This is a genomic window from Moraxella caprae DSM 19149, assembly GCF_000426885.1.
Lineage (GTDB): Bacteria > Pseudomonadota > Gammaproteobacteria > Pseudomonadales > Moraxellaceae > Moraxella > Moraxella caprae.
Window position 1 is genome coordinate 47,189 of sequence record NZ_AUGF01000009.1, and the last position, 23,353, is coordinate 70,541.

The following is a 23,353-nucleotide window of genomic DNA, read 5'->3' on the forward strand; positions in this document are numbered from 1 at the left end:
TGCTTTTAATAAGGCTTATTATCAATAAATCAAGCCCTAAATTTGGATGATTATTTTATCGCCATCCAAAACATCTCTTTGGAGCGGGGACGGCTTGCCTTGGGTTTTATACTTTTGATTTTACTAAACTTTTTTTGCATGTCAGCACGAAGCTCGGGCGAACCTTCGCCTTGGAATACTTTCATGATTAACGCACCGCCTTCGGGCAACACTTTTAGGGCAAAATCCACCGCCAACTCACACAGATACATCATGCGTGGCATGTCCACTGCTGACATGCCAGACGTGTTGGGAGCCATATCGGATAACACCACGTCCACACGTCGTCCGCCCACTTCATCCATGATTTTATTAAAGACTTCTTCTTCTCTAAAATCGCCTTGAATAAAGGTAACATTCTCCAAAGTATCCATGGGCAAAATATCAGATGCGATCAAAATCCCGTCATCGCCCACAAGCTGTCCTGCCACCTGCGACCAACTACCAGGGGCAGAACCTAAGTCCACTACGGTCATGCCTTTTTTGATAAGAGAAGTTTTTTCGTTAATCTCCAATAACTTATAAGCTGCTCTGGCACGATAGCCGTCTTTTTGGGCTTGTTGAACGTAATAGTCGTCAATATGCTCTTTCATCCACGCTTTGGATGATTTGGAGAATTTTTTGTTGGTAATGCGAGTTGCCATTGGTCGGTGTTGATGAATTAAAATAACTGCTTAGTTTAACATTTTTATGAGAAAATTTGGTATATTTTTGTTATAATGAACATTAATTTATTTAAAAACCTGTTTTGAGACATTTTATGGCAAAACCCAATTTTAAAAACTTATCTAACGACACCCTAAAAGAACTACGGGGCATCGGTCATCGCCTAAATCCCATCATCATGGTGGGTGGTAATGGCTTGACGCCCACGCTCATCGAAGAGACCGCCCGTGCCCTAAGTGACCACGAACTCATCAAAGTAAAAATCCCAGCAGGCAGTGCAGATGAACGCAAAGAATGTGCATCCGCCCTAGCGGATGCCACAGACAGTCAAGTGGTACACCATATCGGGCGTATGGTTTTGTTATTTCGTAAAAATGATGAACCTAACGACAAACTGTCTAATTTGGCAAGGTTTGGGTTTTAGGAATTCAACAAAAGGGAATGTCATGAATTTTTTTACCGCAAATCCCATTGATAAACTGTTTAGCTTGCTGTCGCTGTCTCACTTTACCGAGTTTTATTATGATGATAATTCGGTCATGCAAAGAGAGCGGTTGTTTGTATTGCAAGACCTGCAAAATGCCCAAAAAAACAAGCCTGCCCCCAAAGTTCATGCCTATATCAGTGAAGACACGCACGGGGGTAAGCATGTGATTAACATGAGTTTTATGGTTGAAAGGGTGGACGGACTGCATTTTGCCAATTATCATGGTGATAACATCAAGCGTGCCGATGGGCTGTGGCAGGAGACCTGCCTAGAATGCTTTATCGGTCTGGCAGATGGCGGTTATATTGAGATGAACATCGCCCCTGATGGACGTTATGCCCTGTATCATTTTAGCGATTATCGTACGCCCGCCACGCCCATACAGACCGATAAAGTAACTCTGTCATGGCGTGCCGATGATAATGATAACGTGCTGGTGTACGAGCGTCATGTCAGTCTTGATGTGTCAGCCGTGGCGGATTTGTTGCCCGAGCAGACACTCATCAACCCATGTGCGATACTAAACATCAAAGGTCATTTGCATTACTTTGCTGTCAGTTCTGCCCCTGTGCCTAATTTTCATGATAAGGCGTTTTGGCAAAAATGGTAAATGTATAAAATGGTGAGTGTCTTTTGATTAAAACTTAGGGCGATAGCCCAAAACCCAACTGGATTTTTGTTTAAATCAAAATCGCATTTAAAAAGCCCATGCATGATGTCATGGGCTTTTTGGTGAGTGGGTAAATGATTATTTGATGGTAAACCAATCATTGGCACTGGTTTTGGCTTTTTCGATGTCGCTTGATGATAGGTTTAGGGCAAGCTGACCAATTTTGGCTTGGGCTTTATCACGAATGCCGTTATCAAGCATGCCGTCACGGCTAGATAGGTCATACCATTTGTAGGCATCCACATAGCGTTGCTGTTTTTCATCAATCATTGCAAGTGCATAGCTGGCACGGTTGTCGCCCAGATGAGCGGCGCGTTCTAGCCATTTGCGACCTTCACTCATGCTGGCTTTGACACCTTCGCCACGCAGATACATGAGTCCTAGGTTTAGCTGAGCAGGGGCAATGTCTTTTTCGGCAGCTTGGGTGTACCAATGCACGGCTTTGGCAGGGTCTTTGGCAACGCCTTCGCCTTTTTGTAGGCGTTTGGCTAGGAAAAATTGGGCATGATGGTTGCCACTGCTTGCTTGACTGGCAAGTGCTGAGATGTCCATAATCTCAAAACGAGAGACATCGAGCGGTACATTTGAGATAAGTTCAGCGTTGGCAACACCTGCCAAAAGTAGGGTGGATAGAATGCTAAGTTTTAAACGTTTCATGATGACGACCTGTGGTTGAGATTATATTTAAGATGTATGACAAACGTCAAATTAATTCTTTATCATACCATTAATGAGTGATAAACTCAATTTTTTCATTGGTGAAACATGTCAAATTTTGTAACATCATTTATCATTTATTTGATGGTGTTTGCTGGTGTTTGCTGGTTTAAAATGTAGGGCGTGCCTGCCTTTGGTACTTGCAATGAAAAACAAGATTTAGCCATTTTTCATGCAAAAATTGATTAAGATTGTCAAATTTTCATCTTATTTTATAAAAATGTTATCCATGGTAGGCATGCCCTAATTAACCTTTGGCAATCCGAAACACCGCCACATCCGCCAACAGGTTGGGGGCTTTTTTGACGGCTTTATCACGGACAAAGGCAGGGATTTTGGGATTGGGATTGTCCCATAGGGCGACCGTATCCAAAATGCGAATGTTGTTGTCGTGGCACAGCCGTTCAAAATCCTTAAAGGTGCAAAGATGAATGTTGGGTGTGTTGTACCATTGGTGGGGCAGGGTTTCACTCATCGGCATGATGCCCTTAATACCAAGATAAATGCGGTTTTGCCAATAGGCGAAGTTTGGAAAAGTTACAATGCCAAACTTGGCAACACGGAGCATATCGTTTAGCAAGGTTTCAGGGTTTTTGACCGCTTGTAAGGCACGAGCCATCACCACGGTATCAAAACTGTTGTCGGCAAAGCGAGCCAAGCCGTCATTTAGGTCTTGCTCTACGATGTTTAGCCCTTTGGTAATGCCTTCGTTGATTTTGTCGGGGTCAATCTCAATGCCATAGCCAAACACGCCCAGACGTTCTTGCAGGTGAGCCAGTAGCGTGCCGTCCCCACAGCCCAAATCTAGGACTTTTGAGTTGGGTTTTATCCATTTTTCGGCAAGTCGGTGGTCGATGTTGTTCATGAGTTTCCTTATTTTATTGTCTTGCCAATTGTGAAATCTCTTGGGGCGTGATGTCGCCTGTTTGTCGTTTGATGACAGGGGCGTTCAAAAAGCCCCGAACGGCAGTCGTATAACGGGGAATGTCAAACAAAAACGAATCATGCCCGTGCGGTGCGCCCACATTAACAAAGCTCACTCGCTTGTCGTTCGCCATTAAAGCGTCCACAATCTCAACCGACCGCTCAGGCGTGAACCGCCAATCGGTGGTAAACGAGACGATGAGAAATTGGCACTTGGTGCGGGCAAGCGTTTGTTTGAGAGCTTCTTTTTCGCCCAGCTCATCTTTCGTATAATCCCGTGTCGGGTCAAAATAATCCAGTGCTTTGGTCATGAGTAGGTAGGTATTGGCATCAAAATTTTTGCTAAATCGCTCACCTTGATAACGCAAATAGCTTTCTACTTGAAATTCCACATCATAGCCGTACATGAATTTGCCTGATTTTAAGTCCCGTCCGAACTTGGCTTTCATCGCCTCTTCGGTGATGTAGGTGATATGCCCCACCATGCGAGCTAAAATCAGCCCACGTCTGGGATAAGTGCCGTGTTTGAGATACCAGCCGTCATGAAAATCGGGGTCGGATAGGATAGACTGGCGAGCGACTTCGTTAAAGGCGATGTTTTGGGCGGAGAGCTTGGGCGTGCTTGCGATGATGACGGCACGTTCTAAGCGGTCGGGGTAGTCCACCGACCATTGCAACGCCTGCATACCGCCCATACTCCCACCGACAATGGCGTGCCATTTGGCAATGCCTAGGCGGTCTGATAGCATGACTTGGGTTTTTACCCAGTCTTTTATCGTGATGAGTGGAAAATCCGCCCCCCAAATCTCGCCTGTGGCAGGATTGATGGTGGTGGGACCTGTGGAACCGTGGCATGAGCCGATGTTGTTTAGGCACACCACAAAAAATCGGCTCGTGTCTATCGCCTTGCCGTTGCCAATCAGATTATCCCACCAGCCAGCCTTGGTGTCGCCCTCACTGTGATAGCCTGCGGCGTGGTGTGAGCCTGATAGGGCGTGGCAGATTAAAATGGCGTTGGTTTTGTCGGCATTTAGCTCGCCATAAGTCTCGATGACTAAGTCAAATGACGGTAACACCCGCTCGCATTCTAAGGTCAATGGCTCATCAAAATGCAAGGTTTGGGGTGTTACGATACCAACAGATGTCGGGTCTAAATGGGGGGCAAAGTAGGGGGGGTTGTCCACGTTGTCGCTCTTGTTGTTTTTAAAGCTATATTTTAAGGGCAAATGCTAGGATTGGCAAGGCATAAAAGTAAGTCATTTACTTAGGGCGTGCCTGCTTTTTTTAATCAACCATTCTTGAATTGCAAATACCAATACTGAGCATGCCTTACGCCTGATTTTTAAAAATTTGTCAATGTATCATGCTCACCATGCGTTTGCTATACCGCTCCAAATACCAACCCAAAAACACCGCCGCCACTGCCAGTGAGATGACCAGTGCCGTCCAAAAACCATAAATGCCCATGCCCATATAAAACGCTAACACAATACCAGGCAGTAGCCCACAACCCCAAAATGCAATGATGTGGATTATCATCGGCACGGTGGTTACTTTATAGCCACGCAAGGCATAGCTTGCCACGCATTGCACCGCATCGACCAGCTGAAAGGCGGCGGCATAGAAAATGATGGCGGAGGCGATGGTAATGACTGCCGTGTCCTTGGTGTAGAGTGTTGCCAGCTGTTCTCGCCCGATGACCAAAAAGGCAGCGGTCAAAAATGAGATGGCGACCGCACCTGATAACGCCACGCCACTGCTATAACGGGCAGACTCAGGTTCACGCCGACCCATCGCCATGCCGACCCGTATGGTGCTGGCAACCCCTAGGCTTTGGGGTATCATAAAGATGAGTGAGGTGATGTTGATGGCGATTTGTTGGGCGGCAACGTAGTTTTCGGTGTTGCCGTCCAGCCTTGCGACCAAAAACATGATACAGCTAAATAGGCTCACTTCAATAAAAAATGACAGTCCGATGGGTATGCCAAGTTTGGTGATGTCGCCAAAGAGCTTGATGTCAGGCAGGCTAAATTTGTCCATTAAGCCAAATTCATGAAAATATCTGTCTTTGGCGATGTATATGCCAAGCACGATGGCGTTGAGCCAAAAGACGATGGCGGTTGCCAGTCCGCAACCTGCACCGCCTAGGGCAGGCATGCCAAATTTGCCATAGACAAAGACGTAGTTTAGGGGAATGTTGGCAAAAAAGCACAGCCAACTGACAATCATGATAACTTTGGGTTTGTTAAGACTGGACGCATAAGCGTGCAAGGTGCGATGTATCATGGCGGCAGGCATGGCAAGCCCGATGAACCACAGATACTCTTTGGTAACGGCAAGAGTGTTGGTGCTTAGATGACCAAAATAATGTTCAAAGGGCAGTATCGCCGTCCAAATCAGCACCATGCCAATCACGCCCATGAGTAGTCCATACCACAGCCCTTGCCGTCCCAGCTCGCCAATGTCGCCTGCCTTAGCATCGCCTTTATTGACCGCACCATACTGCTGGGCAATCAAGGGATTTAGGGCGGTCATCACCCCAAGTAAGGTGATGTAAATGGTAATAAACAAACTGTTTCCCAGTCCGACCGCAGACAAGTCTTCTTTGCTGACACTGCCTGCCATGACCGTATCCACAAAACCCGTCCCAACTTGGGCGATTTGGGATAAGAACATGGGCAGGGCGAGTGTGGCGAGAGCGATGAACTCTTTTTTATAATCAGCAAAGCTGTGGCGGTTTAGGTTGAGGAGCATGGTAATTTTTCAAAAAGCGTATTTTACCATAAAACGTTGCGTTGTGGTTTTGCCTTTTAATGGTGATGTGTTGGCATTAAATAGACGTACTGAGAAATAAAAAATGTATACTTACACGCCCTGATATTTTCCAAGATTTTAAAATTGAAAAATTCTGTAAAATCGTTATATGCAGTGATTTTAATGTGTTTTAACCGCAATTATGATTAGGGCGTGCCTGCCTTTTATAATACAACTTAAAATTTAGAGTGTTTATGGGGAATATAATGTTTTCCTTGAAAAACGTGCGACTTCCTACTTTTTTAAACAGGTATTTTTTATTGCAAATACAAAAGGCAGGCACGCCCTACATAATGGCAATAAAAAAGGGCATTATCTCGCCCCTTTTTTTGTGTTGTTGTGTGATTATTGACCGTTTTGCTTGTCATTTTGACGCAGACGCTCTTCCCAAAATGTGGCGTTTTTGATGCCAAATTTGGTAGGGTCAAAGACAATCTTGCTACCCGCCTTACGCTGTGCTTCATAGTCGGCAAGCATTCGCATGGTAACCCGAGATCCCATAAAGAACATAATCAAGATACCGATGATGTTGAGCCATGCGGTCATACCCACGCCCACATCGCCCCACGCCCAGATAGCCCCAGCACTGTTCAACGCCCCATAACCTACCATGATAAGAATGATGATTTTGGCAATCATTAGCCCTGTTTTTTGGGCTTGTTTGCCCAAAAATCTTGACAGATACACCACGTTAATCTCAGCAATGTGATAGTACGCCAAAATCGTGGTAAAGGCAAAGAAAAAGATGGCAACAGCAATAAAGTAATTACCAAACGCCCCAAAAGTCGTCTCGAGTGCCATTTGAGTAAAGGCAGGCGTGCCGATTTCTACCGATTTGTCCACATTTAGCAAGATAAATTCTTTGGTTTTTTCATTTTGAACGTTGTAGGTGCCCATTGTCAAAATCATAAAGGCAGTTGCCGTACATACCACAAGTGTGTCCACATAAACAGAAAACGCCTGCACAAGACCTTGCTGAGATGGGTGGTCAACTTCGGCAGCCCCCGAGTGGTGTGGACCTGTACCTTGACCTGCTTCGTTTGAGTACACGCCACGCTTAACACCCCAGCCAATCGCCGCTCCAAAGCCTGCCATTGGGTTGAAGATGTCGCCCATGATAAGCCCAAAGATCGCAGGGATTTTGTCAAGATTCATGACCATGATAAGTAGAGCAAGCACGATGTAGCTGACCGCCATAAATGGCACAACAATCTCAGCAAAGCTTGCAATACGCTTGATACCGCCTAGGATAATCACGCCCACCGCAACCACAACAACCGCCATGACAGCGATGCGTAGCGTGCCGACTTCTAGCCCCAAGAAATTGACCAAGTTGCCTTCGCCTGTGATGCGAGTTACCGCACTGGCAACGCCGTTAGCCTGCACCCCTGGTAGGAATACGCCACACGAGATAATCATCGCCACCGCAAAGAGAATAGCGTACCATTTTTGTCCCAAGCCTTTTTCAAAATAATAGGCAGGGCCACCACGGTATTGACCTGTGATAGGGTCTCGCTCCTTGTAGATTTGCGATAATGTACTCTCAGCGTAAGCGGTGGACGCTCCCAAAAATGCCACCACCCACATCCAAAACACCGCCGAAGGGCCGCCAAAGCCGATGGCAGCCGCCACCCCTGCAATGTTACCCACGCCCACACGGTTGGCAAGTGCCACCACAAATGCCTGAAAGGACGAAATCCCGTCATCGCTTTTGGTTTTACTAAATACAAGGCGTACCATCTCACCAAACAGACGTAACTGCACAAAACGGGTCATGATGGAATAAAATAGCCCTGCCCCAAGACACATATAAATCAAGGCAGGACTCCAAATAATCCCGTTTAGCCAATTAACAATCTCATTCATAGTCATCGCTCCCTATGCGTTTGCAATCATGACAAATAAAAAGTAAAATTAACGCTCAGCTTAGCCGATTGATTTGGCAAAACAAACCGCAAGCAATTTGTCCATATCTAAAAATCTAAAGCCATCAATCAATGAGTATTTTAAGCTAAGATACGTTAAATAAAAGGCAGTAGTCCAAAAAGTATGCCAAACTAGGTTTTCCGTTCGCCCTAAGCCTGCCTGCGGGTCGGAAAACCGTTAGGCTTCCCAAGCTCGCCACGAACGGTTTTCTTTGTAGCATACTTTTTGAACCAGAGCCAAATAAAAATTTAAGTTTTCACAATTTGCCATACTTTTTTAAAAAAATCTACAATTTTTTAATGTTTTTTACAATTTTTTGGTTTTATTAAGTTTTTTTATTTATATTTTTAAGATAAATTTAATATAAGACAATGGCAAAAACCTTGTCAATTCCAATTATTTATCTTGTAAATGCCAATTATTCAAAGACAAGCTACATTTTTTTACTTGCATTTGACGGACAAATCTTTATTATAAGCATGACTTTTATTTTATATTCAAAAGGCAATTTATGAAAAGACTCATCACATCAGCCTTGCTTGCCAGCATTTTGACCTTATCAGGTTGTGGCTATAACAACTTACAAGCCCTAGACGAAGACACCAACGCCAAATGGTCGGAAGTGGTGAACCAATACCAACGCCGTGCCGACCTTGTACCAAACCTTGTGGCGGTGGTGGAGCGTTATGCCGAACACGAAAAAGAAGTCTTGACCGAAGTCGCCCAAGCCCGCTCTCGTGTTGGTAGCATTCAGCTGACCCCTGAGACCCTAAACGACCCTAACGCCATGAAAGCCTATACGGACGCTCAGGCAGGCATGACGTCCGCCCTATCTAGGCTTATGATGGTAACCGAAAACTACCCACAGCTTAAAGCAGACGGTATGTTCCAAGACTTGCAAGCCCAGCTAGAAGGCACCGAAAACCGCATTACGGTCGCTCGTAATAACTATATCCAAAGCGTGCAAGGCTATAACACAACGGTTCGCCAGTTCCCAACCAACCTAACCGCTAAAGTGTTTGGTATGCAGACCAAAGCCAATTTTAGCGTAGAAAATGAGCAAGCCATTAGCACCGCACCGACCGTGAATTTTGGTAATAATAGCAATAATGCCAATACAGGCAACGCCAGTTCGGGCTCGGCAACCGCCACGGCTCAATAACCTTGCGTGTTTTGCAGGGGCAAGTGATATTCGCCCTTATTCCCTATTGTTAAAAATTCATTAAAATTATCATAAAAAGGCAACCCATGACCCCAATCATAACCCGTTATCGTTCATTATTTGCCACGCTTGGCATGAGTGTGGTGCTCGGGGTCGGCGTACCTGCTTTTGCCAACAACACGGCAACCGCTCCCAATTCTGAAAATACCGCCATAGCAACCGCTACCGCCCAAAGCGAAGGGCAAGCGGTGGAAAATTTGATTGTTTTAAATGAATTAAATAAGGCCAAAAATCAAGCCCAAAATCAACAGAACCAGACCCAATCCGAACCACGCCAATCCACCGCCCCTGCCGCCTCTCATGATAAGCTGATTTTAAATAACCCCGTTGTTGATGAAGCCCACATCTTGACTGCCAGCGAAAAGGCTCATTTGGAGACTCAGCTAAGACGGATTTATGATGACGGTCTGGCTCAAATGGCGGTGGTGATTGTGCCAACCACGGACGGCATGGATATTTTTGATTATGCCATTAATGTGGCGAACCGTTGGCAACTTGGGCAAAAAGACACCGATGAAGGCATTTTAATGGCGGTGGCGATTAACGACCGCAAGTTGCACATCGTTACAGGCTATGGCGTGGAAGGGGTGTTGCCCGATGCCAGTTTGAACCGCATTATCCGTGAAGACATCACGCCCAGTTTTAAAACAGGGGCATACGCCCAAGGTATATCAGCAGGGATTGCACGCATTGACGAGCGGCTACGAGCCGACCCCGAGACCCTTGCCCGAGCGGACGCACGGCAGGTAAGTGCCGATGAAGAGATTAGCGTGGTGCCGTTTTTTATTTTTGCCATGTTTTTTGGTACGGTGTTAAGCGGTGCTTTGGGGCGGTTTTTGGGAGCGAGCGTGTCCACAGGCGGTTTTGTGCTACTGGCGACTTTGTTTGGCGTGGGGCTACTGACCGCCATTGGAGCAGGCATTTTGCTTTGGATATTGCTTATTCTTGGCGTGTTTTCAAATGGCGGACGGCGTGGCGGTGGTACTTATGTTGGCGGTGGCGGATTTGGTGGCTCTGGCGGGGGCTTTGGGGGCGGTGGGTTTGGCTCTGGCGGATTTGGCGGTGGCGGTGGCGGATTTGGCGGTGGCGGAGCAGGTGGCTCTTGGTAAATGATGAGGGCGTGTTGAATGTTGGTATTTGCAATGAAAAATGAGAAAAATCGCACGTTTTTCAAGGAAAAAGTGAAGTTTGATAGTCATTCTATCAAACGAGCTTTTATTATGAAAAACAAGATTTAGCCATTTTTCATGCAAAAATGATTTAAAATCATAAAATTTTCATCAAATGTTGATAAATGTTATCAATGTTCAGCACACCCTAAACAAGGATAAAATATGAGACACATTCCCCAAAAAAGCCTAGCACGCCTGTTTCGCCAGATTGTTTTTGTGCCATTTTTGCACAATCGCTGGCTAACTGCCGAATTCAAAATCGCCCTTGCCGAGCGTATCGCCCAAGCCGAAAAAGGTCATCGGGGCGAGATACGCCTTATCATTGAAAATCATCTGTCAGTCGGTATTGCCTATGACAACGACTGCCGTGGGCGTGCCTTACAGCTTTTTGGCGAATATGGCGTGTGGGACACCGCTCACAATACAGGCGTGCTGATTTATGTCAATCTGTGTGAGCATGACCTTGAAATCATTGCCGACCGTGGCATTGATACGTATGCCTGCGATGACTGGCAAAATCTTTGCCAAAATACGCTAGATTATTTTAAAAAAGGCGACATGGCGGACGGCTTGGGGTGGCTTATTGATGAGATTGGGCGACTTTTGAATCAATATTTCCCTTGCGATGACACAAGTGGTAATGAATTGCCTGATAATGTGGTGTATCTAAGGTAGGTAAAAATGAACGCAACACAGCTTTTTATTGGACTTATCACGCTCTTTATCGGACTGTTTGTCATTGCCCTAATCAAACCCTATTTTGCCAAAAAGCCTGCCAGTATTGATGATTTTAAAAAAGAACTTAGTCGGCTACTACCTAACCATGACCTAATGATAAAACACGGTTCGCAGTCTCGTATCATCGTAAGCCTTGACGGTATTCAAAAGGCGATTGTGATTATGGATAAGCCAAAGGCGGATTATGTCATGGGTGGTTTGCCGATTTTTACCACGGATAACGTGGGTAAATTAAAAACCATTGCCGATAAAATCGGGGCGAGTGTGGTGGTGAATTAACTTAATTTGCTCTAGAAATTTTTAGGGCGTGCCCACCTTTGATGTTTGTAATAAAAATGAGAAAAATCGCATATCTTTCAAGGAAAAGTCCGCCATTGATATTGAAGTACACGCCACAAAATGAAAGAATGCTACGGTTTTCGTAGTAAAATTCAATTTTGTTGGCTGTATACCCTAAATCAATCCCAAAGCCACAAGTCCTTTAAATATCCCATCGTCATCATGGCGTGGGCAGACATAGTCCGCCACGGCTTTTAGGTCATCGTGAGCATTGCCCATCGCCACGCCAAAGCCGACCGATGAGAGCATTTCGATGTCATTTAGCCCATCACCAAAGGCGACAGCGTCCGCCATGGACAGACCCAGTGCGTCCAACACCGAACGAATGCCCCGAGCCTTTGAGCCGTGGACGTCTAGGATGTCCACGCCAAAGATGTGCCAGCGTACGGTTTTTAGATCGTCTCTTAGGGCAGATGAGAGCTGGGCGGTGTGGTTATTTTCATAAAATGCCAGCATTTGATAGACGGGTGTACTCATGTCAAACGACTCTGCCACACGATAGGGGGTGTGTAGTGATGTTAAGGCTTGTACCATGTATTCGTCGGAGCTGACCGTGACAATCTCATCACGGGTCATGTAGCCATGGGTGATACGCTCGCTTTGTAGGTAGGCGGTGGTGTGGGTCAGCTGAGCGTGTGTCAAGGGAAAATGGGTCAGGCATTTACCCTGATACTCGTTGTACTGTCCGTTAATCGTCACAAAACTGTCAATGCCAATCTCGTCGATAAGCTCATTAATACAAGGTGGAAACACACACAGACCACGCCCTGTGGCGATGGCGACCATGATGCCACGCTCTTTTAGGGCGTGCAGGGCGGTTTTGGTGCTGTCTAGAATGTGATTTTCGTATTTGATGTAGAGCGTGTCATCGATGTCAAAAAAGACGATTTTAGGGGCGATGGGGGTGGTGGTAGGCGTGGTATTCATGTGTGTTTTTCATTGAAAATTTACCTATTTTATGCAAAAATAACTACATTTGCAAATCTTACTGATTTGTGATGATTTCAACCTAAAAAACACCAAAAGGCAACTCATGACCACATCAGATTTAGAACCAACCCTGCACCAACGCCGTATCATCTATCAAGCTCGCCGTGGCTTAAAGGAGCTTGATTTTTATATTGACCCCTATGTCAAAAATCATTATCTGACCGCCAGTGAACAAGAACAGCTTGCCTTTGAGCGACTACTAGAACACGAAGACCCTGATTTATTGCTGTTTTTTTTGGGGCAGGCAAGTCCTGATGATGCCGAGATAGGCTCACTCATTGATAAGATAAAAGCACTTAGACACACCCAGTCACTCTGATGTTTATTGATACTGCTGTCGCTCAAGTCGCTCATGACCTACCCATCAAGGCTGGTGTGCTTATCATCACGCTGTTACTGATGACGGTGACGGGTATGCCGTGGTGGCAGTCTGCCATGGTGGGCGTGGTATGGGCAGTGTGCCTGTGGATGGATAAAATGCGTGCCATCCCGATACATGAGCTGTCCGCCCATGCCCCTGATGATGTGTGGTATCTGGGCATGTATGATGGGGTGGATAGGCAGGTATGGCAGGCGTATCTGTCGGATGTGGTGGTGATGGGGCGAAGGGTGACGATGACGTTTCGTGTTGTTGTGCCGTTTGAGATAACGCACCGAGTAACCATTCATCATCGCATGGTGTCAGAGCAGGATTTTCGCCGATTGGCATCACTAAAAATATAGGAAGAGCCGATGACCACGCCCATTTATACCGCCAAAGCCGTCAAAGACTGGGAGAATCGCTGGTTTAAAGATGGTAACAGCTCGTTTGGTCTGATGAAACAGGCAAGTCTTGCGTTATGTTTACATATCATTGATTTTATCCATAAAAACAACATCGCCCAAGCTGACATCATCGCATGGTGTGGCGTAGGCAACAATGGTGGGGATGGCTATCTGACGGCAAAATATCTGGCAGAGAGACTGGATAATAAGCATTTTAACGTACAAATCATCGCCCCAAACCCACCAAAAAGTGCGGACGCTGTCCGTGCTAGGTCGCCATGTACAGGCATGCCAATGTGTGATGATGTGGGCGGTGTCATTCGCAAATTTGAAAAAGTGATACATCTGGCGCGTTGTTTGGCAATGGGCTAGACAGAGAGTTTGACAAAGCATATCAAGACATCATTCACGCCTTTAATGCTCAAACAGGCACTAAAATCGCCCTTGACATGCCAAGCGGTCTGCACCCTGATAGGGGTATTCCCATGCCTGTGTGTGCGGACGTAGACATGACCTTGTGCGTGATGGGGCTAAAAATGGGGCTGTTTGTCGGGGTGGCAAAGGATTTTGTTGGAAAAGTCATCAATCTGCCCTTGATACCGCCTGATGATGAGCTGTCGGCGGTGGCGTATTTGTCGGATAAACCCAAAATACCCACACGCCAAAGTACCGCCCACAAAGGCGACTTTGACACGGTGGCGGTCGTGGGCGGTCATCGGTGTATGGGTGGGGCGGTCATCATGGCAAGCCAAATGGCGATGAGTATGGGGGCAGGGCGAGTTACGGCGGTTTGCCATACCACGCACCACAATGCCATGCTGACACGCTCGCCCAATGTCATGGTGGCGGACATTGGTGAGATGAGTGCAGAGGGCTTGGTGGGGTTTGACCGTGTGGCGTTTGGCATGGGGCTTGGGCGTGATGCGTGGGCAGAGATGATTTTTGATAAAGTCATGGATGGGGTAGCTCATCACGCCTTTGATAGGGTGGTGCTGGACGCTGATGCGTTGTACTTTTTGGCAAAAAATCCATGCAAACTGCCCGATCATGTCATCTGTACGCCCCATTCGGCAGAGTCGGCACGTCTGCTGGGTGTGAGTGTGGCGGATGTGGATAATGACAAGCTGGGTACGCTGTACCGTTTGCATGAGTGGTATGGTGGGCAATGGGTCATCAAAGGGGCAAATACTTTAAGCTTTGATGGTATAAGGGTGCAAGTTTGCCCATTTGGTAATGCCTTTATGGCAACCGCAGGCATGGGGGATGTACTGGCGGGTATGCTTGTTGGGACGGATATGAGTGTGCATGACGTGGTGGCGTGGCACGCTATTTTGGGCGATAGGCTTGCTGACGGGGCGATGTTTGGCATTCATGCGTGCGACATGGCAGGCGTGGCAGGCGAGATGGCTTGAAAATCAGACAGGGAAAAATAGATAAAAAAGTCAAGGTTTCACAGACAGGATAAAGCAAATATAGTCTGCCAACTTTGAAATAATACTGCGTCAAACTCGCTCGTAGTACTACTTGTACAACTTCGCTTGTTTTCCTTGTCTTATTTCAAATTTGTTTGGCTATATCATCAAAAAATTGGCAAGTGATTGTTTTTACTTGTCATTTTTTATGGCTAAAATTTGCCAAAAATTTATCCCCAAAAGCTGTGGATAAGCCTGTGGATAACTTTGTAATTTTATGTGAAAATGCTGTAATGATGGGCGATGACGGTTAATTGATTGAAATTTATACATAATTTTATAAAAAAATAATCCATTTAAAATCAATAACTTATAAGTATGAGTTTGCTTAGATTTTGATAGATTGGACATTTATCGTAAAATGTTTCACGCACCATCAAGAATAAAACACCCTGTGGATAAGTGTGAATTTTTGGCATTTACCAAAGATTTGACCAAAAAAAATCCTGCCATAACGACAGGATTTTTTTGGATAGCCAGTAACTGATAGCTAGGTGATTACATCATACCGCCCATGCCACCCATACCGCCCATGCCAGCACCCATATTAGGGGCTTCTGGAGCAGGTTTGTCGGTAATCATCGCTTCGGTAGTGAGCATAAGACCTGCCACGCTGGCGGCGTGTTCTAGGGCAGAGCGAGTTACTTTGGCAGGGTCAAGAATACCCATTTCTAGCATATCGCCATACTGACCTGTCGCTGCGTTATAGCCGTAGTTGCCAGAGCCGTTTTTGACTTCATTGACAATCACAGACGCTTCATCGCCAGCGTTGGTTACAATTTGGCGAAGTGGGGCTTCCATAGCACGGCGTAGAATATTGATACCTGCATTTTGGTCGTCATTGTCGCCTTTTAGTTCAGCCAATGCAGACAACGCACGCACTAGGGCAACACCACCCCCTGGTACGATACCCTCTTCTACCGCTGCACGGGTGGCGTGTAGAGCGTCATCAACACGGTCTTTTTTCTCTTTCATTTCGGTTTCGGTGGCAGCACCGACTTTGATGACCGCCACACCGCCAGAGAGTTTGGCAACACGTTCTTGCAGTTTTTCTTTGTCGTAATCAGACGTGGACTCTTCGATTTGACGTTTGATAGACTCAACACGGCTGTCAATTTGAGCCTTGTCGCCTGCTCCGTCCACAATCACGGTGTTTTCTTTGCCAACGGTGGTTTTTTTGGCTGTGCCTAGGTGTTCAAGTGTGGCAGTTTCAAGAGACAGGCCCACTTCTTCTGAAATCACGATACCGCCTGTCAAAATGGCAATATCTTGGAGCATGGCTTTACGTCTGTCGCCAAAGCCAGGGGCTTTAACGGCACAGGTTTTTAGACCGCCACGCAAGTTGTTTACCACAAGTGTCGCCAACGCTTCATTTTCCACGTCTTCGGCGATGATAAGTAGCGGACGGCTGGTTTGCATGACTTGTTCTAGTAGTGGCACAATCTCACGGATATTGGCAATCTTTTTGTCCACAAGTAGGATGTAAGGATTGTCAAATTCGCACGTCAAGCTGTCTTGCTTATTGGCAAAGTATGGGCTGATATAGCCACGATCAAACTGCATACCCTCAACCACTTCTAGGGTGTCTTCAAAGCCAGAGCCTTCTTCTACGGTAATCACGCCTTGCTTGCCGACTGTTTTCATGGCCTCTGAGATTAGCTCGCCAATCTTGGTATCGGAGTTGGCTGAAATTGAACCCACCTGAGCAATCGCCTTAAAATCATCGGCAGGGGTAGATAAGGCGTGGATTTGCTCAACGGCAACACGGGTTGCCTTGTCAATGCCACGTTTTAAATCCATAGGATTCATGCCAGCAGCGACCGTTTTCATGCCCTCTACTAGAATGGCTTGGGCAAGTACGGTGGCAGTGGTGGTGCCGTCCCCTGCCACGTCATTGGTTTTTGAAGCCACTTCACGGACAAGCTGAGCACCCATGTTTTCAAATTTGTCTTCAAGCTCAATCTCTTTTGCCACGCTCACACCGTCTTTGGTAATGGTTGGCGCTCCAAAAGACTTGTCAATCACCACGTTGCGACCTTTTGGGCCTAGGGTAACTTTGACTGCGTCTGCTAGGATATTGACACCGTCAATCATTTTTTCACGGGCGGATACGCCAAATTTTACATCTTTTGCCATGTTTATTCTCTCTTTTTTAAAAATTTAATTTGCGATTGATTTTGGGTTTTCAAATTATTCCAAAACACCCAATACGTCAGATTCTTTCATAATCAGCAACTCTTCGCCGTCCACTTTGACGGTTTGACCTGCGTATTGACCAAATAGCACTTTGTCGCCCACTTTAACATCTAGGGGACGTACGCCACTTGAAAATAGGCTAACGTTGTCCACAAGCTGACCGTTACCCACGGCAATCACTTCGCCTTGTTGGGGTTTTTCTTGGGCAGAACCAGGGAGCAGGATACCGCCTGCGGTTTTTTGCTCTTCTTCGGTACGGCGAACGACAATACGATCGTGTAAAGGACGAATTGACATAAGATTTCTCCAAATTATTTTAAACTTACCGTAAAACGGATTAGCCCAAAAATGGCGGTTACTTAAAAATTTTTCAAGGGGCAAAATTAAAATTTTTTCATCACGGCTTGGCACAAAACAAAAGTTTATCACCAAAATCGCTCTTGGGGTCAAGCAAATAACGGCTGACATAGTCGTCCACACAAGCGTTTGTGCCAAATAAGCTCACCGTATGCCCATATTGTCCTGATAGCACGATCAAAGGGTCGTCAAACTTTTTTGCCATCGTCATTGCGTTGGGCAGTGGGGTGGCAAGGTCGTATTCATAAGAGACAAAAAGTAAGTTGGGTGTGTCATCATTGACCAAGTTTTCATTTAAATCGTCCGTTGCCGTCCACTGCCAATAATAGCAAGAATCTAGATATTCATCGTCAGGACGAGTTTTGTAATTGTCAAATTGGCTTTGGTTGTCAATGGCTTTGGCGGATTTGATGTAATCGTCTTTGTCAAGTTTGGGGGCAGAGTCAGCACAGTTGATGATGGATAAAGCGTCCGAGCTAAAACTTTTTTCGCCAATTTTGGCAATTAGTTTTTCAAAGTCATAAGTGTCGGTGTTGCCCTGTATTAGCTCATCAAACATTTGGTGCATTGTTTGCCAAGCACTCTCATCGTTCATACTCTCGCCAAAAACGCCTATCAGTGCCTTTTGGTCAATGACTTTGCCGTCTTTGTCTTTTAAATCTTTTTGGGCGATGGTGTTTAAGGTGTCCAAAAAGGCTTGGTTTGGCTCTTTATTTTTGTCAAAGACACAAGGGGCTTGGCAGGACTTCATAAAACCATCAAAGGCGATTTGGGCGTGTTTTTGCTGGTTAAACAAAATAGTCTCCAAATCCTCCGCCGTATCCACCACACCATCTGCCACGCCTGCTCTTAGGGCTTTGGGATAATGTTCGGCATATTTGGCAACCAGTTTTGTGCCATAAGAGTAGCCAACCATTGACCAAGTGTCGTTTTGTAATGCTTGACGGATACTGTCCAAATCCATCACCACTTCTTTTGAGCTGACAAAAGGCAAAATGTCCGTCCCTGTATGCTGTATGCAAGCGTCCATATAGGCTTTGGCATTGCCCTCTTCTTCTACCCCACCGCAGTCAATGGCAGGGGTGGAGGGCTTAACCCCTCGTGGGGCATAGCCTAAGATATGAAAACGCTCTTTGATGGCTTGACTGTATTCATCAGACCCCATTGTTGTACTCATATCAAGGCTATGACCGCCCGGCCCTCCGCTTAGTAAGAGCAAATCGCCAATAATGTCATCGCCTGTGGCTGGCAGGCGTGTCAAGGGAATCACAAAGTGCTTGCCGTCAGGCTTGACATAATCCACAGGCACAGACAAAGTGGCACATTGTAAACTGGTGGGTGGCGGTAGGATAAACCACGACCAGTAGGCAGGGCGGTAGCAAGAATGCCAAGTGATGTCGCCTTGTTTGGTAGACCCACTGATAAGGTATAAATAAAAGCACAGTAAAATGGCGATAAGTGCGACGATAAAAATAGTGATATATTTTAAAAATGATTTTAATAATTTTAAAGTCATACAAAACCCACAAACTAACAAAATTTTAAAAGTTATATGATAACATAAAATGTAACAAAATATGCATAATGATTAGTTTGCTTTATGATAATGGCAAATAAAATATGGTTTGAGAAATTTTTCTCACAAAATGCTACAAATCATCACGCCATCGCCCTTGTAATTGTAACAAAAAATGTCAATAATAAGCCCATGTTTTAAATTAATTTGCAAAGCAAGAGAGTGATTATGTCTGTATTAAATAAATTTTTCAAAACTGCCACTGTTGCCACAGGCATTGCCATGGGGGCGACACTATCTGCCAATGCGACGGATTTATCGGGCTTTTCTGCCACTTATGCGGTCAAAGTAGATGGCAGAAATGGCACGGCAACACGCACTTTGACCAAAAATGGCAATAATTACAGCTACAACGTCAAAGCCAGTGCCGCAGGCGTGGCAAGCGTGAACCAATCGGCAAATTTTAGCTTATCTAATGGCAGAATTGTGCCGTCTAGCTCCAATATGTCAGTTAAAGTGCTGGGTGTGGGGCGTACTCATAATATCAAGTTTAATAACTCTGTCAAATCGGTGGTTAGTACTTATAAGGGTAAATCCACCACCTTAAAAATGAACGGACAAGCCTATGATGATTTGAGTCTAGAAGCTCAAATCCGTCAAGAGCTGATTAACGATAAGTTTAGCGGTAATTATCATTTGGTTAAGAAAAATGAAATAGAAGCCACCAAATTTAGACATTCGGGCAGTAGCAAAATCACCGTCCCTGCGGGTACTTATGACGCCATTCGCATTGACCGTGTGCATGATGACAAAGGGCGTGCCACGAGCTTTTGGCTTGCCCCAAGCCTAAATTATCTACCTATCAAAGTCAGCCAAACCAATGACGGCAAAGTCATTAGCATGGAATTGACTAAGGTGAATTAATAGGTAAATCAAAGACAAATTTAAAAATAAAAAGGCGGACAAGGTTTCGCCCTTTTTAATTTTACAATATTTGGCAAAATGTGATAAAATTACTTAATTTGTATTTAAATTATAACAGGTGTGCCATGTCAGACATTAACAACCCCAACGACAAAAATCCAAAATTCTCTCGTATCCTACTAAAACTCTCAGGCGAAGCCCTAGCAGGGGGTAAGGACATGGGTATTGATGCGTCCATTCTTGACCAGATGAGCCTGTCTATCGCTCATTTGCGTGGGCTTGGCGTGCAAGTGGGGATTGTCGTTGGGGGTGGTAATTTGTATCGTGGTAGCACCCTACAAAAAGAAGGGCTTGTCGGGCGTGTTACAGGCGACCAAATGGGCATGCTTGCCACCGTGATGAATGGTCTTGCCATGCGTGATGCCCTAGTCCGCCGTAACATCAAATGCCGTCTCATGTCCGCTCTTAACATAGCCACCATTGGCGAGCCGTATTCTAGCCGTGAAGCCATTCGCCACCTAAATAATGGCGAGGTGTGTATTTTTGTGGCAGGTACGGGCAATCCGTTTTTTACCACCGATACGGCGGCGTGCTTGCGTGGGATTGAGATTGAAGCGGGGTTGATTTTAAAAGCGACCAAAGTGGACGGTGTGTACGACAAAGACCCAAGCGTTCATGCCGATGCGGTTAAATACGACAGCCTAACCTTTGACAAAGCCTTAGAAGACAAATTGGGCGTGATGGACTTAACTGCCATTGCCCTATGCCGTGAACACAACGTGCCGTTGCAGGTGTTTGACATGAACAAACCCAATGCTCTATTAAATGTCGTCATGGGCGAAAAAGAAGGTACACGAGTGTATCATTAATTCAATTTTTATTGAATTTAAAATCAACTTTAAAAAGTGTTAAATCTTGCTTATCATACCGATTGGTAGGGGTGAATCATATTCACCTTGATTTAACAAAATCAATGTTTAGCAAATATTGTAAATAGGAAACCCTTATGATTAACCAAATCAAAACAGACGGCAAAGCCCGTATGGAAAAATCGCTTGAAGCTCTAGAAAGTGCGTTTGCCAAACTGCGTACAGGACGGGCTCACCCTGGTATCTTGTCAAGCGTCATGGTCAGCTACTATGGCTCGGACATGCCCCTAAACCAAGTGGCAAGCGTGAACGTAGAAGACAGTCGTACTCTGCTTGTACAGCCCTTTGACCGCTCTATGGTGCAAGCGGTGGATAAGGCAATTCGTGAAGCGGATTTGGGGCTTAACCCCATGACCGCAGACGTAATTCGTGTGCCAATGCCTGCCTTGACCGAAGAGACTCGTAAGGATATGCAAAAATTGGCTCGCTCTGATGCCGAGTCTGCCCGTGTGTCGGTGCGTAATATCCGCCGTGATATGCTAGGCGACATCAAAAAATTGGTCAAAGACAAAGAAGCCAGCGAAGATGACGAACGCCGTGCCGAGACCGACATTCAAAAGCTGACCGATGACTTTATTAAAGCGATTGACACTCGCCTTGCCAAAAAAGAAAGCGAGCTTATGGAAGTCTAAGTTATATCTTTTTAGGGCGTGCTGAACTTTTGTATTTGCAATGAAAAATAGGGGAAATCGCACGTTTTTCAAGGAAAAGTCCGCAGTTGATATTAAAATATCAACAAGGATTTTGACGATGAAAAACAAGATTTAGCCATTTTTCATGCAAAAACAGTGTTTTATCTCTAAAATATTTTAAAACGTTAAATTGTGTTGCAAAGGTTCAGCATGCCCTATATAGGGCGAGCCATTCGCCCTATTTGTATCATTTATCATTGACAAATCCGCCTATCTATCATGCCAAACGCCCCATTACCCCCCATTTTAAGCCTACCCCAACACATCGCCATTATCATGGACGGTAACAACCGCTATGGCAAGGCTCACGCTTTGCAGGCAGGGGCAGGGCATATCAAGGGCAAAGACGCACTCGACCCCATTGTGGAGTATTGTTTGGCACGGGGCGTTAAGGTTTTGACGGTGTTTGCCTTTTCGTCTGAAAACTGGGCAAGACCACAGGCGGAAGTGGATTTGCTTATGCGACTACTTGAAAGCACCATTCATGAGCAAATGCCCCGCATGAACAAATACCAAATTCGCCTAAGATTTATCGGCGACAGGTCAATGCTAAATTCCGACCTGCAAGCCCTTATGACAGACGCAGAAAATAAGACCGCCCATTTTGACAAAATGACGCTTGTCATCGCAATCAGCTATGGCGGACAATGGGACATCGCTCAGGCGTGCCAAAAATTAGCCATGCAGGTGCAAAAAGGCGAGCTTGCCCCAAGCGACATAAATGCACGCCTTATCGGACAAAATGTAGAACTTGCCGATTTGCCTGATGTGGATATGCTCATTCGTACAGGGGGCGAGTGGCGTATTTCTAACTTTTTGCTGTGGCAGTCGGCTTATGCCGAGCTGTTTTTTACCAAAACTTTATGGCCCGACTTTACGCCTGATGAACTTGGAGAGATGATGGCGGAATTTGGCAATCGTGAACGGCGGTTTGGTAAAACCAGTGAGCAGGTGCAAAACGAAAGTTAAGGATTGATTTTAATACGCCATTTAAAAAAATAGTGAGTTGATGTCAAATGAAATAGAACAACTTGTTTTAATATTTTAAGTAATAGAAAAATGAAAAACCTATTTAAATACGACTTTTTGGATAAAAATAAAGGCGTTCAATCGGCATTTTTTAGCGTGTCATTTTGTGTATTTATTGCCATTCCAAAATATAACACATTGTTTATTATTGTCTTGGGTGTGATTTGGGCGGTTTTGTTATTTGGTATTTATGCCTTTCTTGATAAATGGCTTGCTAAACAAAATTTTAATCAAAATCAATTAAGTATTTTTAATAAAATAGGTTGGATTATTTATATTATCAGCTTGATGGTGGCGGGTTATTTGGTCATTTGGCAAGATTGATAAATCATTCATTGGGCATAAGGTGCGTATCACGCACCATTGAGTGAAGTGATAAAGTTGAATTAAAAGGAAGTTTGTATGAATGAATTGCAAAAAACTTACCGTTATTTATTTAAATTACCCATTAGTGTGCCGTTAATTGTTTTGTTTGTGATGATAATGGCAATGGATAAAATGGTATTGGTAATGCTATTAAGAAAAGAAGGGGCGATTTGGATTTCTGTGACGTTATTGATTGTTTTGGCTTGTGAATTTATTTTTAAAAAAGTGGTAAAATTTTATTGTACCAATGGACAATTTTCAAACGAGCAATTAGAAAGTGCCAACCAAAAGGCAAAATGGGTGGTTTATTTTTCTATTGTGGCATTAGTGTTTTCGTTATTTTATATGCGTTATTTGATAAAAATCGTGGTTTGAGTTTTAAGTATAAGGTGCATATCACGCA

Annotated in this window: 26 protein-coding genes; 16 read left to right on the forward strand and 10 right to left on the reverse strand. The window is 45.1% G+C overall.

The window, feature by feature from the left end:
* Positions 1-50: 50 nt before the first annotated feature.
* Entirely contained in the window at positions 51-683 is a 633-nt protein-coding gene (locus K941_RS0103750; protein ID WP_029102554.1) for an RlmE family RNA methyltransferase, read from the reverse strand.
* A gap of 116 nt (positions 684-799) precedes the next feature.
* Between K941_RS0103750 and K941_RS0103755 the strand changes: the two genes are divergently transcribed.
* Together K941_RS0103755 and K941_RS0103760 are read left to right on the forward strand one after the other, a co-directional pair.
* Positions 800-1,129, forward strand: coding sequence for a YhbY family RNA-binding protein (locus K941_RS0103755; protein WP_029102555.1), 330 nt, complete (start codon positions 800-802; stop codon positions 1,127-1,129).
* A gap of 22 nt (positions 1,130-1,151) precedes the next feature.
* A complete protein-coding gene (locus K941_RS0103760; protein ID WP_029102556.1) occupies positions 1,152-1,802 on the forward strand; it encodes a DOMON domain-containing protein in 651 nt (216 codons plus the stop codon).
* Positions 1,803-1,940: 138 nt separating this feature from the next.
* Here K941_RS0103760 and K941_RS0103770 read toward each other — a convergent pair whose 3' ends face one another.
* The 5 genes from K941_RS0103770 to K941_RS0103795 form a co-directional block, all read right to left on the reverse strand.
* Positions 1,941-2,519 carry a tetratricopeptide repeat protein gene (locus tag K941_RS0103770; protein ID WP_029102558.1) on the reverse strand — a complete coding sequence of 193 codons (579 nt, stop codon included), beginning with the start codon at positions 2,517-2,519 and terminating at the stop codon, positions 1,941-1,943.
* A gap of 307 nt (positions 2,520-2,826) precedes the next feature.
* The gene (metW, locus tag K941_RS0103775) at positions 2,827-3,444 is read right to left on the reverse strand and encodes a methionine biosynthesis protein MetW (protein ID WP_036387412.1); all 618 of its coding nucleotides are present in this window, start codon (positions 3,442-3,444) and stop codon (positions 2,827-2,829) included.
* A gap of 13 nt (positions 3,445-3,457) precedes the next feature.
* Positions 3,458-4,687 (reverse strand): homoserine O-succinyltransferase MetX, encoded by a 1,230-nt coding sequence (metX, locus tag K941_RS14650; protein WP_051225863.1) that lies wholly within the window; start codon positions 4,685-4,687, stop codon positions 3,458-3,460.
* 169 nt (positions 4,688-4,856) lie between these two features.
* The gene (locus tag K941_RS0103785; protein ID WP_029102560.1) at positions 4,857-6,257 is read right to left on the reverse strand and encodes an MATE family efflux transporter; all 1,401 of its coding nucleotides are present in this window, start codon (positions 6,255-6,257) and stop codon (positions 4,857-4,859) included.
* A 405-nt stretch (positions 6,258-6,662) separates the two neighbouring features.
* A complete protein-coding gene (locus tag K941_RS0103795; RefSeq protein WP_029102561.1) occupies positions 6,663-8,183 on the reverse strand; it encodes an alanine/glycine:cation symporter family protein in 1,521 nt (506 codons plus the stop codon).
* Positions 8,184-8,754: 571 nt separating this feature from the next.
* Between K941_RS0103795 and K941_RS0103805 the strand changes: the two genes are divergently transcribed.
* From K941_RS0103805 to K941_RS0103825, 4 genes are all read left to right on the forward strand, one after another.
* Positions 8,755-9,405, forward strand: a complete 651-nt coding sequence (locus K941_RS0103805) for a LemA family protein (RefSeq protein WP_036387414.1) — start codon at positions 8,755-8,757, stop codon at positions 9,403-9,405.
* Positions 9,406-9,491: 86 nt separating this feature from the next.
* The gene (locus K941_RS0103810) at positions 9,492-10,574 is read left to right on the forward strand and encodes a TPM domain-containing protein (RefSeq protein WP_029102563.1); all 1,083 of its coding nucleotides are present in this window, start codon (positions 9,492-9,494) and stop codon (positions 10,572-10,574) included.
* A 225-nt stretch (positions 10,575-10,799) separates the two neighbouring features.
* A complete protein-coding gene (locus K941_RS0103820; RefSeq protein WP_029102564.1) occupies positions 10,800-11,312 on the forward strand; it encodes a TPM domain-containing protein in 513 nt (170 codons plus the stop codon).
* A gap of 6 nt (positions 11,313-11,318) precedes the next feature.
* Positions 11,319-11,654: a hypothetical protein gene (locus K941_RS0103825; protein ID WP_029102565.1), complete on the forward strand. Its 336-nt coding sequence runs from the start codon at positions 11,319-11,321 to the stop codon at positions 11,652-11,654.
* Positions 11,655-11,828: 174 nt separating this feature from the next.
* Here K941_RS0103825 and K941_RS0103830 read toward each other — a convergent pair whose 3' ends face one another.
* Positions 11,829-12,641 carry a Cof-type HAD-IIB family hydrolase gene (locus K941_RS0103830; protein WP_029102566.1) on the reverse strand — a complete coding sequence of 271 codons (813 nt, stop codon included), beginning with the start codon at positions 12,639-12,641 and terminating at the stop codon, positions 11,829-11,831.
* Positions 12,642-12,747: 106 nt separating this feature from the next.
* On the opposite strand from K941_RS0103830, the gene K941_RS0103835 reads away from it, so the two are divergent.
* The 4 genes from K941_RS0103835 to K941_RS14655 are packed head-to-tail and all read left to right on the forward strand — an operon-like array spanning position 12,748 to position 14,881.
* The gene (locus K941_RS0103835; RefSeq protein ID WP_029102567.1) at positions 12,748-13,023 is read left to right on the forward strand and encodes an FAD assembly factor SdhE; all 276 of its coding nucleotides are present in this window, start codon (positions 12,748-12,750) and stop codon (positions 13,021-13,023) included.
* Positions 13,023-13,427 (forward strand): hypothetical protein, encoded by a 405-nt coding sequence (locus K941_RS0103840; RefSeq protein WP_029102568.1) that lies wholly within the window; start codon positions 13,023-13,025, stop codon positions 13,425-13,427. Before K941_RS0103835 ends, K941_RS0103840 begins: the two co-directional genes overlap by 1 nt.
* Positions 13,428-13,436: 9 nt before the next feature.
* A complete protein-coding gene (locus K941_RS16740) occupies positions 13,437-13,841 on the forward strand; it encodes an NAD(P)H-hydrate epimerase (RefSeq protein WP_084137663.1) in 405 nt (134 codons plus the stop codon).
* Positions 13,823-14,881 (forward strand): NAD(P)H-hydrate dehydratase, encoded by a 1,059-nt coding sequence (locus K941_RS14655; protein ID WP_084137664.1) that lies wholly within the window; start codon positions 13,823-13,825, stop codon positions 14,879-14,881. Before K941_RS16740 ends, K941_RS14655 begins: the two co-directional genes overlap by 19 nt.
* Positions 14,882-15,439: 558 nt before the next feature.
* Here the strand turns inward: K941_RS14655 and groL are convergent.
* The 3 genes from groL to K941_RS0103865 all read right to left on the reverse strand — a co-directional run bounded on the left by groL (position 15,440) and on the right by K941_RS0103865 (position 19,010).
* On the reverse strand, positions 15,440-17,077 hold the full coding sequence (gene groL / locus K941_RS0103855; protein WP_029102569.1) for a chaperonin GroEL: 1,638 nt from the start codon (positions 17,075-17,077) through the stop codon (positions 15,440-15,442).
* A gap of 54 nt (positions 17,078-17,131) precedes the next feature.
* The gene (locus tag K941_RS0103860) at positions 17,132-17,434 is read right to left on the reverse strand and encodes a co-chaperone GroES (RefSeq protein ID WP_029102570.1); all 303 of its coding nucleotides are present in this window, start codon (positions 17,432-17,434) and stop codon (positions 17,132-17,134) included.
* Between the two features lie 100 nt (positions 17,435-17,534).
* On the reverse strand, positions 17,535-19,010 hold the full coding sequence (locus tag K941_RS0103865; RefSeq protein ID WP_029102571.1) for an alpha/beta fold hydrolase: 1,476 nt from the start codon (positions 19,008-19,010) through the stop codon (positions 17,535-17,537).
* A gap of 282 nt (positions 19,011-19,292) precedes the next feature.
* Between K941_RS0103865 and K941_RS0103870 the strand changes: the two genes are divergently transcribed.
* The 6 genes from K941_RS0103870 to K941_RS0103895 all read left to right on the forward strand — a co-directional run bounded on the left by K941_RS0103870 (position 19,293) and on the right by K941_RS0103895 (position 23,325).
* Positions 19,293-19,934, forward strand: coding sequence for a DUF3108 domain-containing protein (locus tag K941_RS0103870; RefSeq protein WP_036387436.1), 642 nt, complete (start codon positions 19,293-19,295; stop codon positions 19,932-19,934).
* Between the two features lie 125 nt (positions 19,935-20,059).
* Entirely contained in the window at positions 20,060-20,803 is a 744-nt protein-coding gene (gene pyrH / locus K941_RS0103875; RefSeq protein ID WP_029102573.1) for a UMP kinase, read from the forward strand.
* A 137-nt stretch (positions 20,804-20,940) separates the two neighbouring features.
* Entirely contained in the window at positions 20,941-21,495 is a 555-nt protein-coding gene (gene frr / locus K941_RS0103880; RefSeq protein WP_029102574.1) for a ribosome recycling factor, read from the forward strand.
* 279 nt (positions 21,496-21,774) lie between these two features.
* Positions 21,775-22,524 carry a polyprenyl diphosphate synthase gene (uppS, locus tag K941_RS0103885; RefSeq protein WP_029102575.1) on the forward strand — a complete coding sequence of 250 codons (750 nt, stop codon included), beginning with the start codon at positions 21,775-21,777 and terminating at the stop codon, positions 22,522-22,524.
* Positions 22,525-22,614: 90 nt separating this feature from the next.
* Complete coding sequence (locus K941_RS0103890; RefSeq protein WP_029102576.1) at positions 22,615-22,908, forward strand: hypothetical protein; 294 nt, start codon at positions 22,615-22,617, stop codon at positions 22,906-22,908.
* Between the two features lie 78 nt (positions 22,909-22,986).
* A complete protein-coding gene (locus K941_RS0103895) occupies positions 22,987-23,325 on the forward strand; it encodes a hypothetical protein (protein ID WP_029102577.1) in 339 nt (112 codons plus the stop codon).
* Positions 23,326-23,353 lie beyond the last annotated feature (28 nt).